General features: G+C 68.0%; 8 protein-coding genes. 5 read left to right on the forward strand and 3 right to left on the reverse strand.

The window, feature by feature from the left end:
• Nucleotides 1-4 precede the first annotated feature (4 nt).
• Genes ACFRJ8_RS10355 through ACFRJ8_RS10365 form a run of 3 tightly spaced genes read right to left on the reverse strand, consistent with a single transcriptional unit; the run spans nt 5 to nt 5,174 of the window.
• The gene (locus ACFRJ8_RS10355; protein WP_377986018.1) at nt 5-2,545 is read right to left on the reverse strand and encodes a DUF3488 and DUF4129 domain-containing transglutaminase family protein; all 2,541 of its coding nucleotides are present in this window, start codon (nt 2,543-2,545) and stop codon (nt 5-7) included.
• On the reverse strand, nt 2,542-4,011 hold the full coding sequence (locus tag ACFRJ8_RS10360; RefSeq protein ID WP_377986019.1) for a DUF58 domain-containing protein: 1,470 nt from the start codon (nt 4,009-4,011) through the stop codon (nt 2,542-2,544). The genes ACFRJ8_RS10355 and ACFRJ8_RS10360 overlap by 4 nt, the downstream gene beginning before the upstream one ends.
• Before the next feature lie 14 nt (nt 4,012-4,025).
• On the reverse strand, nt 4,026-5,174 hold the full coding sequence (locus ACFRJ8_RS10365) for an AAA family ATPase (RefSeq protein WP_377986020.1): 1,149 nt from the start codon (nt 5,172-5,174) through the stop codon (nt 4,026-4,028).
• Nucleotides 5,175-5,351: 177 nt separating this feature from the next.
• Here ACFRJ8_RS10365 and ACFRJ8_RS10370 point away from each other — a divergent pair, with 177 nt between their 5' ends.
• The 5 genes from ACFRJ8_RS10370 to ACFRJ8_RS10390 all read left to right on the forward strand — a co-directional run bounded on the left by ACFRJ8_RS10370 (nt 5,352) and on the right by ACFRJ8_RS10390 (nt 11,710).
• Nucleotides 5,352-6,239, forward strand: coding sequence for a TatD family hydrolase (locus ACFRJ8_RS10370; protein WP_377986021.1), 888 nt, complete (start codon nt 5,352-5,354; stop codon nt 6,237-6,239).
• A 304-nt stretch (nt 6,240-6,543) separates the two neighbouring features.
• A complete protein-coding gene (locus tag ACFRJ8_RS10375) occupies nt 6,544-7,689 on the forward strand; it encodes a transglycosylase family protein (protein WP_377986022.1) in 1,146 nt (381 codons plus the stop codon).
• A 168-nt stretch (nt 7,690-7,857) separates the two neighbouring features.
• Entirely contained in the window at nt 7,858-8,757 is a 900-nt protein-coding gene (rsmA, locus tag ACFRJ8_RS10380; RefSeq protein WP_377986023.1) for a 16S rRNA (adenine(1518)-N(6)/adenine(1519)-N(6))-dimethyltransferase RsmA, read from the forward strand.
• Nucleotides 8,758-8,838: 81 nt separating this feature from the next.
• Nucleotides 8,839-9,795, forward strand: a complete 957-nt coding sequence (locus ACFRJ8_RS10385) for a 4-(cytidine 5'-diphospho)-2-C-methyl-D-erythritol kinase (protein ID WP_377986024.1) — start codon at nt 8,839-8,841, stop codon at nt 9,793-9,795.
• A gap of 85 nt (nt 9,796-9,880) precedes the next feature.
• Nucleotides 9,881-11,710 carry an ABC-F family ATP-binding cassette domain-containing protein gene (locus ACFRJ8_RS10390; RefSeq protein ID WP_377986025.1) on the forward strand — a complete coding sequence of 610 codons (1,830 nt, stop codon included), beginning with the start codon at nt 9,881-9,883 and terminating at the stop codon, nt 11,708-11,710.
• The last annotated feature ends 394 nt before the right edge of the window (nt 11,711-12,104 follow it).

Genomic DNA, 12,104 nt, shown 5'->3' on the forward strand with positions numbered 1-12,104 from the left:
CAACCTAGCCACGGCGCACCCGGCGGACAGAGTTGCGGATCTTCCCCCAGGATTCCGCGAGTCCCCGCCGGGTGCGTTGTGCTGTCCGGGTGAGGAACCGGCGGGGCGCCGGGAGGGCCCGTCGCCAGCCGGACATGACAGACGGCGGCAGCCAGACCGCGCGCAGCCGCACCACGGGCCTCGCGTTGGCCCGCAGCGAGGCCTGAACCAGGGCGATCCTGGCCGCGGCGGAGTCGACAAGATCTTCGGAGTCTGCGGTCTCTGCGCTCTGTGCCGGTCCGGCGGCGCCCCCCGGCCGGCCGTATTGCTCACGTTCAAAGTCCTCGGTCAGGGCCGCCGCTGCCCGATGCCCGGGCCCATCCGCGCCGCCGGGTTCCCCCAACGCTGCCGAGGCGCGCAACCGCTCCGAGAAATGCCGCGGCGTCTCGCTCGCTCCTGGGGCCACGCCGTAGTCCGTGGCCAGGTCCCGCAGTTCAGCCCAGGCCGGTAAAGCCAGCCCGGCAGTGGCGCCCGGATAGCCGCGCGCCGCGCTCCTCAGCCTGCGGCGCCGCACGCCGCTGCGCACCAGTCGCGGGGAAGCCAGCAGCAGCGCCAGCAGCAGCACCGCACCAACGCCGTACAGTGCCTGTACCGCTCGCGCGTCCCCGGGCGCCGGCGTCCCGGCGCCGGGCAGCGGAACCGTGCCGGGGACCGGAACCGGGGCTTGCGTGGAACCGTCCCCGGGGGTCAGGGCGTCGTTGCGTTCGTTGGTGCTGGCGCCGCTGGGCAGGGAGGCATCCGTGGCGTAGGCCGGAACGAGGCCGCGGGACGGCGTCGGCTCAAACGCGACCCAGCCGACGCCCTGGAAATAGAGTTCCGGCCAGGCATGGGCGTCCCGCGCATCGACCTCGAACTCCGGAAGCGGACCCTGGCCCGAGACCGCCACCGTGGCCCCGGTGGGGCGACCTGGCGCGTAGCCCACGGCGATCCTGCTGGGAATGCCCTCCAGCCTGGCCATCACGGCCATGGCAGAGGCGAAATGAATGCAGTAGCCGCTCTTTTGGTTCAGGAAGTCCGCCAGTACGGACAGGCCGTTGCCGTCGTAGCCGCCCTGCACCGGGGACTGCAGGGAGTAGCTGAATTCGGTGGAGCGCAGGTACCGCTGGATGGCCATGGCCTTCGCATACGGCGAGGCGGCTCCGGCCGTCACGGTCTTGGCCGTGCTGCTCACAACCTCCGGAACGTTCGACGGTTGCCGCAGGAACTGCTCCGGAACCCCCCGCACCGGTTCGGAGGCCCCCGCCAACAGCGCCGCCGTGAGCTGCGGGGTGACGGACGTGACCAGGTACTGCTGGTCGCGGGAGTTGGTGTCGATCCCCTTGATGCTCAGCGTGGCAGGATCCCAGCTCCAGCGCCCCGTGAGGCCGTTGACGGCTTCCGGCGCATACGGCGCGGGCAGGTACGGGCTCGTGTACTGGCCAGTGTTGACGGCAGTGATCACGCGGAGCTCTGTCGGGGCCCTATCCAGCCCGGACTCGATCCTGCCGGTCCCGGGCTGCCGGGTGGACTCCCGGTCATCTGGTGCCCAGGAATCGCCGTCGAAGCTGTCCACCGTCACCGAACGCAGGTACGGCGTCGTCGGCGAGTTCGTGGCGAAGGTGATCCGGCCCTCGCCAGAGGGGCTGCGCAGGCTGTTGCCCAGGCTGATCATCGGATTCAGGCCGGTGGCGCCGCCGAAGGGGTTCAGCCGCGAGCCCTGCGGGAACGTGCCCTGCTCGAAACCCGGGATGACAGGCTGCAGCAGCAGCGTGACGGTCAGCGCCGCGGCGGCCGTGATCGCTCCGCGCCGGAGCTGCCCGGGGTTCCGGGCGGTATCGGCCAGGGCGCGGGCATCCGGCGTGAACCAATGGCTGCACCCGAGAATCAACAGATACCCGACGGCGGCGCCCACGAACCCCAGCACTCCCACGCTTTGCGGCTTGACCATGGCCGGCACCACGAGGATTGCCAGGATCCCCAGCCCGCTTGTCGCCGGCAGTGCCAGCGGGAACGCCAGGGCATCGATGAGGATCACCAGCAGCCCGAGGACCGCGCAGATCAGCATGACGATGCCGGCGTTGGGGGCCACCGGGGTGCTCTCGGCCAGGACGGTATCGCTGGCCCGCCGGAGGAACTTCCCCAGGTAGTTCATGGTCTCCGGGGACGGGATGAACCCTGCAATGCTGTGCTGCCGGAAGAAGATGAAGGTCAGGGCCACTATGAGCGCCACCAGGCCGCCGGCAGCGACGAGCCATGTCCGGGCCCGCAACGACCGGAGCATTGCCATGGAGAACGCGACGGAGAGAACCGTGCTGAAGACCGGGGAGTACCAGGCCCACCCACGCAAGACGCCGTTGAAGCCGAGGGCGGCTCCCGCGACTGCCACCGCGACGGCGGTACCCATCACCCAGGGCTGGGCGCCGGGTCCGTCCGGCCGGGATGCCGCGCCGGGGGACAGGACTGTCGGTTCTTCCTTGCCGGCCGTGCCGGTGCCAGATCCGGAGCTGCGGTGCGGTGCGAGTGTCATGGCCGGCCCCCCACGCCTCGGCGGACGTCGGCCGCAGCGGACATCGCCGGGTCTGCCTGGTCAAAGGCTGCCCATGCGTCCGGCAGCGAGCTCCTTGCAGTTACTGCCACGGCCCGCCATCCGCCCAGCCGCAACGCCTCCAGTACCTCGGGCATCTCACCGGAATCCTGTGCGTGGTCCATGACCAGCAGCGCGAAGGCGTTCGCGCCGAACCCGGCCGCCGGTGACAGCGCCCGGGCCTCCGCCTGGGACAGGTTGCCCAGGATCGCCAGGACCGGTCCGCGCAGCCGGTGGGCGGACAGCTTGTCCATCAGGGCGTCGTCGAAGACCTGCGGGGCTCCCGCCGCCGCCTCCCGCGGGCGGGGTTGCGGGGCGCGATCACGGTGCTGTTGGGCGTGATGGTGCGGGTGGTGGGGGCCGGAGAGTTGGATGGCGGCCAGGCTTTCCGCGATGGACTGCAGTCCGGCCGTTCCGGTGTAGGCCTCGGCTTCCGGATCCGGAGCGGACGGCGAATTCCGGAAGGCGGGCGCACCGGCGGTGTCCAGGAACCGCAGCGAGTAGTTGCGTTCCGCGAGGTGCGCGCCGATCGACATTGCCGCCGTGACAGCCCACTCGAAGGCGTCGCAGGTCAGCAAATCATGGCCGTCCCCCTCCCCGCTGCCCGAGTGGCCGCCCGAGGACAGGGCGCTGTGGCCAAACACGCCGTGGGGATAAGCCGAGAGGCGCTGATCCAGGATGATGGTCGCCTCGGGCGTGGTGACGGACTCCTCCTGCCGCACCATGAGGGACCCATGGCGGGCGGTCGCGGCCCAGTGCACCCGGCGCAGCGGATCGCCGTGGCGGTATTCGCGCGTCATGACGTCGTCGTCGCTGGGATTGGCCCGGGCCCGCGTGGGTGTGACGCCGTCGTGTCCGCGGGCGCCTGCGAGGCCCGTCTCGGGGAGTTCCACGGCGGCGGGAGTCACGGTGAGGAGGTCGCCGTCGTCAATCGCGTGACGGTGGAAGGACAGCCCGAAGGGGTCGCTGAACTCAGCCGTCACGGGCCCTATCAGGAACTGGCCCCGCCGGGGCGAGCGAAGGTGGTACTCATAGCGGCTGGTGCCGGCCGCGGCAGAACGTGCCGGGAATCTGAAGACGGGGGATTCGCCGAACCGGGCCGGCAAGTGTTCCTCCATCATCGCGTGGCCCGCCCCGGGCCCGGTCCGCGCGACGGCCAGCCGCACCGTGGTGCGCGCGGACGTTTCGACCGGCGACGGGCTGAATTCGCGGTAGACCTGGAACCTCGGCTTCAGGACGCGGGTTCCGGCCAGCCCCAGCACGGGCAGGACCAGCAGCAGTACGGCCAGCGCCAGCAGGTCCCGGCGTCCCATGATCTGCGCGGCCAGCAGGGACAGCGCGCCCGCGCCAAGCAGGCCCCAGCCGCGGGTGCTGAAGAAGTGCCCGGGCAACCGATCCCTCAACGCCACGGCGGACCCATTCCCTAGCGCGGATTCGGCAGTTTGGGTGACGGCGCCGCTGCCATGGCCGAGGCCTTCTTCCGGCCAGAGCGGCCGCTTCCGTTGGTTGACGCCGTCACTTCCGGCGTGACGGGGATCTTGGCGATGATGGCCCGGATGACGCTTTGCGGCGTCTCGCCCGCGCTGGCCGCCTTGCGGTCGAGGATGATCCGGTGGGCGAGCACCGCTTCGGCCACGCTAACGACGTCGTCCGGCAGCACGAAGTCCCTGCCCTCCAGCGCGGCGGTGGCCTTCGCCGCACGCAGGAGCTGGAGCATGGACCGCGGGCTGGCGCCGAGCCGGAGAAGCCCGCTTTCACGCGTGGCCCGGCCCAGGGCCACCGTGTACTCCTTGATGGACCGGGACACGTAGACCTGCTGCACCGTCGCGATCATGGCGGCCACTTCCGCCGCGGTGACCACCGCCGTCACGCGGGCCAGCGGAGAGGATGCCTGGTGGGTCTCGAGCATCTCCATCTCGGACTCACGGTCCGGGTAGCCCATGGAAATCCGGGCCATGAAACGGTCCCGCTGCGCTTCCGGCAGCGGGTACGTGCCCTCCATCTCGATAGGGTTCTGCGTCGCCACCACCATGAACGGCTCATCCAGCCGGTAGGAGGTGCCGTCCACCGTGACCTGGTGCTCCTCCATGCACTCCAGCAGGGCTGACTGGGTCTTGGCCGAGGCGCGGTTGATTTCGTCCCCGATGACGATATTGGCGAACACCGCGCCGTGCCGGAACTCGAACGTCCGGGTCGCCTGGTTGTAGATGGACACGCCCGTGACGTCGGACGGGAGCAGGTCCGGCGTGAACTGGATTCGGCTGACGGAGCAGTCGATGGTGCGGGCCAGGGTCTTGGCCAGCAGCGTCTTGCCTACCCCGGGGACGTCTTCCAAGAGCAGGTGGCCCTGGGCGAGAAGCACGGTGAGCGCCAGCTTGGCCGCGTCGGCCTTGCCGTCGATGACCGTATTAATGGCCGTAAGGATCCGGTTGCTGGCTGAGTGGAAGGCGTCCGCGTCCATAGCCGGCGCCGGGGACCGGTGTCCGGCTCCGTTTGGTTCCAGGCCAGCGCTGCCCGGGAGTCTCTGTCCTTCGGGGAGGATGTCGTCTACGGAAGTGCGGTGGTAATCCATCGGCAGCCTTTCAGCCCTGGTGGGTCCCGGAACTGACCGCCAGCGGCCACCGGACCCCTCAGCGGCGTTCGCCTGTTTCCTAACGGGGAAATAACAGCGTACTAACAGCCTACTAACACAACTGCCGGACCTGACAGAGGATACCGGGGAAATCTCGGCGCCGGTTAGGGTGGATGAATGCTCAATCCCCTCACACCTGTCCCGTTCCGGTCGTCCGGAGACGACGGTACAGGACGCAGCGGGTATCCGCCCGCACCGGAACCGCTTCCCGTGCCGGTCATGGACAACCACACGCATCTGGACTTTCCCGACGCGGAGCTCTTGGTGGGCGTCAAGGACGCCCTCGACGCCGCCGCAGCGGTAGGTGTCCAGGGTGCGGTACAAGTGGGCTGCGACCTCGAATCGTCCCGGTTTACGGTCAAAGCCGTCGACCTTGATTCGCGGCTCCTTGGTGCAGTTGCCCTGCACCCCAACGATGCCCCCGGCTACGCCCGGCGCGGCGGACTGGAGGACGCCCTGGCCGAGATCGAGGCCCTGGCAGCCCATCCGAGGGTCCGGGCGATCGGCGAGACCGGCCTCGACTTCTTCCGGACCGAGGGGGAGGGCCTGGCCCACCAGCGCTATTCGTTCCGCCGCCATATCGACATTGCCAAACGGCTCGGGCTGACGCTGCAAATCCACGACCGCGACGCCCACGACGACGTCGTCCAGGTATTGCACGAAGAGGGCGCCCCGGAGCGGGTGGTCTTCCACTGCTTCTCCGGCGACGAGGCCCTCGCCCGGACCTGCAACGCGGAGGGCTGGTACATGTCCTTCGCTGGAACCGTGACGTTCAAGAACGCGGCGGACCTGCGCTCAGCCCTGGCCATCGCAGAGCCGAGCCGGATCCTGGTCGAGACCGATGCGCCCTTCCTCACCCCGCACCCGCATCGCGGCCGCCCGAACGCGAGCTACATGGTTCCCTATACAGTCCGGGCCATGGCCGATGTGACTGGTTCGGAGCTTTCAGAGCTGTGCGCCCAGATCGCCGCAAATACGGTGCGGGCGTACGGATCCTGGGACTGAATCGACCCTCTTCAGCCGTCCAGAACAGATACCGGGTATGCACAAATTCTTGGCGCCTTTATAACGCTTCGATTACAGTGGTCAACTATTAGCCGGGGTCGGGGAAGGCCTACGGTCAATTTCACTCCAGCAGGGCGTGCATTGTGGCAAACGAACCACATGCGCGCTCTCGTTTTGGGTGAGGCAGTGCACGCATGTTCCGTGACGCTCCGGACATTATCCGGAGCCGCCGTTGGCGCGCTCACGAAGGGTGGTCACGTGTACTTATCCCCGTGCCCGGAAGGTCCAAGAGATTCGGGCAATTGTGGTCAAGTTCTTCACATCGGACGGAAAGTTCAGCTTCGTCAAAGTCGGCACGCAGCTCGTAGTGCTGGTGGCACTGGTGCTGGGCCTCGTGGCCTTTGTCGGCAATAACAAGACGATCACACTCAACGTGGATGGCAAAGTCAGCTCCGTCCAGTCCTTCGGCGGAACCGTCGGGGAGGTCGTCAAGGGTGCCAAGGTTGAACTCAAGCCATCCGACAAGGTTTCGCCCTCGATGGACGCCCATGTGCAGGACGGGGCTGTCATCAACGTCAACCTCGCAAAGGCCGTCAAGGTCAGCCTGGACGGCGCCGAACGGACCATCTCCACTACCTCGCCCACCGTTGAAGGGCTCGTGACCGAACTCGGCGTGGCCAGCGCCTCGCAGCTCTCCGTGCCCAAGGACGCCCAGCTCGCCGTCTCCGGCTCCTTCGTTTCCATCTCGACGCCGAAGACCGTGAGCGTCGTCGCTGACGGCAAGGCATCCAAGACCACCACGACGGCGGCCACCGTGGCCAAGGTCCTTGAGGACGCCAAGCTGTCGCTCGGGGCCAGCGACCGCGTGTCCCAGCCCGGGAACGCACCCGTGGTCAATGACATGGTGATCAAGGTCTCCCGCGTCGACGTCAGCAAGACGGCCAAAACCACCGAGCCCGTCGCCTTCGAAACACTCACCACCGAAAGCGCGGACATGTTCAAGGGTGAGAAGACGGTCACTCAGGCCGGCGTTGCCGGCACCACCAGCAAGAGCTTCAAGCTGGTCCTTGTGGACGGCCGCGAAGCCTCCCGGACCCTGGTGTCCGAGACCGTCAGCACCCAGCCCGTCACCGAAAAGGTGACTGTCGGCACCAAGGAAAAGCCCAAGCCTGCCGCCAACACCGGTGCAGACGCCCCCGCCATGATGAACCAGGGCATGTGGGACAAGATCGCCCAGTGCGAATCCGGCGGCAACTGGTCCATCAACTCCGGCAACGGCTACTACGGAGGCCTGCAGTTCGACGTCGGGACCTGGCTCAGCTCCGGCGGCGGCGCCTACGCCCCGAACGCCGCTGCGGCCAGCAAGGCCCAGCAGATCGCCGTCGCCAACCGCGTCTACGCCCAGCGGGGCCTGCAGCCCTGGGGCTGCGGCTGGGCCGCCTCCAGCTAGCACGCGCAAGTCCAGTAGGCCAGACAGTTCGCCGGCCCGGCGGCTGGCAGCCGGCCACTGACCGCCCGACTCCGCGGCTACTGACCACAGCCAAGGACCGCACAGGCCGGGTCCGGATTGCCTCCGGACCCGGCCTGCGGCGTACCCGGGCCGGGATAGGATACCTAGGTGACTGAACCGAGCCCCTCCGCCCCCGAAAGCCTCCCCGGAGCGGCGCCCGCACCGCTCATGGGTGCCTCCGATATCCGCCGGCTGGCAGAGGAAATCGGCGTGCGGCCCACGAAGACCCTCGGCCAGAACTTCGTCATCGACGGCAACACCATCCGGCGGATCGTGAACACCGCTGACATCCGGGCCGATGAGACAGTCCTGGAAGTTGGTCCCGGGCTCGGGTCGCTGACCCTTGGCCTGCTGGACGCCGCCCGCAGCGTGGTCGCCGTCGAAATCGATCCGGTCCTCGCCGGGCGCCTGCCGGCCACGGTGGGCCAGTGGCGGCCGGACGCGGTCGGGAATTTCCACCTCGTCCTGGCCGACGCCATGCGGGTCACCGAGCTTCCCGCCGAACCGACAGCACTCGTGGCGAATCTTCCCTACAACGTCGCCGTCCCCGTGGTGCTCCACCTCCTGCAGCACTTCCCGAGCCTGCAGCACGGCCTGGTCATGGTCCAGGATGAAGTCGCCGACCGCCTCGCGGCAGGGCCCGGTTCCAAGACTTACGGCGTGCCTTCGGTCAAGGCCGCCTGGTACAGCAGCATGCGCAAGGCCGGCGTGATCGGCATGAACGTCTTCTGGCCCGCACCCAAAATCCATTCCGGACTCGTCTCCTTCACACGCCGGGAACCTCCCGTCACGACTGCTACCAGGGAACAGGTCTTCGCCGTGATTGACGCAGCCTTCGCGCAGCGCCGCAAGACGCTCCGGGCCGCGTTGGCCGGCTGGGCCGGCAGCGCCGCCGAGGCCGAACGCTGCCTGCGGACCGCCGGCATCGACCCCACCGCCCGCGGTGAAGTGATCGACATTGCGGCGTTCGCCAGAATCGCCGAAGCGCACGAGCAGCCGGCCACCTGAGGTCGTCGTGAGGTCCCCATGGCTTCCCCTGGGCGCGGTTCCGTGCTTGGAGCCCGGGCCGCAATGCCATAGCGTGGAGCCATGAACGCAGTGAGAGAGCGCTTTGCCGCGAGGACTGTTCGAGTCAAGGCTCCAGGCAAGGTCAACGTCTCACTGGACGTCGGACCGTTGCGGACGGACGGCTACCACTCGGTTGCCAGCGTCTACCTGGCCGTCTCACTCTACGAAGAAGTTGCCGCCACCAGCACCGATACCGGCGAGATCACCGTCAGCATCAGTAACGCCAGCACCTTCGACGGCTTGGACATTCCGCTCGATCACCGCAACCTGGCCTACAAGGCGGCGGCCATCATGGCGGACGTCTCCGAACACTCCACCGGTGTCCACCTGGAGATCACGAAACGGGTGCCTGTGGCCGGCGGCATGGGCGGCGGTTCCGCCGACGCCGCCGCCACCTTGCTGGCCTGCGACGCATTGTGGAACAGCGGCCTGTCCCGCGACGAGTTGGCCCACCTGGCCGCAGAACTCGGAGCCGACGTCCCCTTCGCGCTGCTCGGCGGCACGGCCGTGGGGCTCGGTTTGGGCGACGACCTCTCGCCCGCCCTCGTCAAGGCCCAGACCGACTGGGTACTCGTGACGGCGGACTTCGGCCTGCCCACCCCGGAGGTCTACCAGGCCCTGGACCGGCTGCGCGTGGCCGAAGGCGCGGTGATCGAGGAACCCACCGCCGTGGACCCGATGATCCTCCAGGCCCTGCGCGGCGGCGACGCCGACGCCCTGAGCCGAGTCCTGGTCAACGACCTGCAGCGCGCCTCGATCGAACTCGCCCCGGGCCTCCGGGACACCCTCGGACTCGGTGAATCCCTGGGGGCGATCGCCGGAATCGTCTCCGGCTCCGGGCCCACGGTGGCGTTCCTTGCCCACAACCCGGCGGCGGCTGAGGGGCTGGCCAAAGACCTCCGGCACCACAGTTTCGACGCCATGGCGGTGCACGGCCCGGTGCACGGGGCCCGCATCATCTCCGATACGCTCCTTTAGGAGCTTTTGGCGCACCGCACCTCATCATTTAACAGCGTCACTTCACCGATCCACCTCATCGATACACCTAAGAAAGCAGTTCCCAGTGGCACACCTGCTCGGCGGCGAGAACCTCACGGTCTCGTATGCAACCCGTACCGTCCTCGATGGCATTACCCTCGGCCTTGAAGAGGGCGACCGGATCGGGATGGTGGGCCGCAACGGCGACGGCAAATCGACCCTCATGCGGCTGCTGGCCATGCGTTCCACCCCGGACTCCGGCCGGGTGACCAAGCGCAGCGAGGTTAACATCGGTTATTTGGACCAGAGCGACGTACTCGACGGCGACCTCACCGTCGGTGCTGCGATCGTGGGGGACCAGGCTGACTATGAATGGGCCCGCAATCCCCAGATCCGCGAAGTCATGGGCGGACTCGTGTCCGACGTCGACTGGCACGCCAACGTCCACGCGCTCTCCGGCGGGCAGAAGCGCCGTGTTGCGCTGGCCAAGCTGCTGATCGAGGACCACGACGTCATCATGCTCGACGAGCCCACCAACCACCTCGACGTCGAGGGCGTCGCGTGGCTGTCCCGGCACCTGAAGACCCGCTGGCGGGCCAACCAGGGCGCCTTCCTCGTGGTCACCCACGACCGCTGGTTCCTGGACGAAGTCTGCACCAAGACGTGGGAAATCCACGACGGCATCATGGACCCGTTCGACGGCGGTTACGCCGCATATGTGCTGGCCCGCGCCGAACGTGACCGTTCCGCTTCCGTGGTGGAAAGCAAACGCCAGCAGCTCGTGAAGAAGGAGCTCGCCTGGCTCCGGCGCGGTGCCCCGGCCCGCACCGCCAAGCCCAAGTTCCGGATCGAGGCAGCCAACGCCTTGATCGCCGACGTCCCCGAGCCGCGCGACTCGACGGCGCTGAGCAAGATGGCCACGGCCCGGCTCGGCAAGGACGTCCTGGACCTCGAGAACGTCTCGCTGGACTTCCTCGGCGGCGACGCCGGGCAGAAGCTCTTCGACAACATCACGCTGCGGCTTGCACCGGGTGAACGGCTGGGCCTCGTAGGCGTCAACGGCGCCGGCAAAACCACCTTGCTGAAGCTCCTCAACGGCGAGATCCAGCCCAGCTCCGGGAAGGTCAAGCGCGGCAAGACCGTGGTCACCGCGGTCCTCACCCAAGAGGTCAAGGAACTCGACGACGTCTCGGACCTGCGCGTGATCGAAGTGATCGAGCGTGAAAAGCGCTCCTTCAATGTCGGCGGCAAAGAATTCACCGCCGGCCAGCTCGTGGAGCAGCTTGGCTTCACCAACGAGAAGCAGTGGACCCCGGTCAGGGACCTCTCCGGTGGCGAACGCCGTCGGCTGCAGCTCCTGCGCCTGCTCGTGGGCGAACCGAACGTGTTGATGCTTGACGAGCCCACCAACGACCTCGATACCGATACGCTCGCCGCCGTCGAAGACGTGCTTGACGGCTGGCCCGGCACCCTCGTTGTGGTCAGCCACGACCGGTACCTGCTGGAGCGCGTCACGGACCACCAGATGGCGCTCCTGGGCGACGGGAAGATCCGCGCCCTGCCGCGCGGCGTCGACCAGTACCTTGAACTGCGGGAAGGCGCCCTCGCGGGCTCCACGATCACCGGCGGCGGGAACCCGGTCACCGCCTCCGGCGGGGGTGCTGCCCCTGCCGCAGCAGGCCCCTCCGAGGCCGAAAAGCGCGACGCCCGCAAGGCCAAGAACCGGATCGACCGCCAGCTGGGCAAGCTTAAGCAGCAGGAAGACAAGATCCACGCCCAGATGACGGCCGGGGCCGGGGACGCCAGCAAGTTCGACCAGCTCGCCGAGCTCAACGCGAAACTCCGGGATCTCGCCGGCGAACGCGAGGCCCTCGAACTCGAATGGCTCGAGGCCCTGGAAGTGCTGGGGGAGTAGGCTCCGACGGCCGCGGGACATGCCCAGTGTGTTTAGGCACGGCTGGACATGTCCCTCTGAGCGTGGGACTCCCACAGGACATGCCCCACGGGGCAGACCAGGCATGGGCATGTCCCTTGGAGGGCTGAAAACCGACAGGACATGTTCCTCGGCGCGGGCCAAAGATGGGCATATTGGTGTTATGTCCGTCCCTCGGAACCGGCACTGGGCATGTCCCGCGGAGCGCGTGAATACCCGCTGGCCATGTTCCTCGGCACGACATGTTCCTCGGCGCGGGCCAAGGATGGGCATATTGGTGTTATGTCCAGTCTTCGGAACCGGCACCGGGCAAGTCCTTTGCAGGGCATCAACGGGCTCGGCGCGCTCGCTACGAATGTCCCTCGGGGGTTGGATT

Source organism: Arthrobacter sp. NPDC056886 (genome assembly GCF_042788715.1).
In the GTDB taxonomy this organism is placed as follows: domain Bacteria; phylum Actinomycetota; class Actinomycetes; order Actinomycetales; family Micrococcaceae; genus Arthrobacter.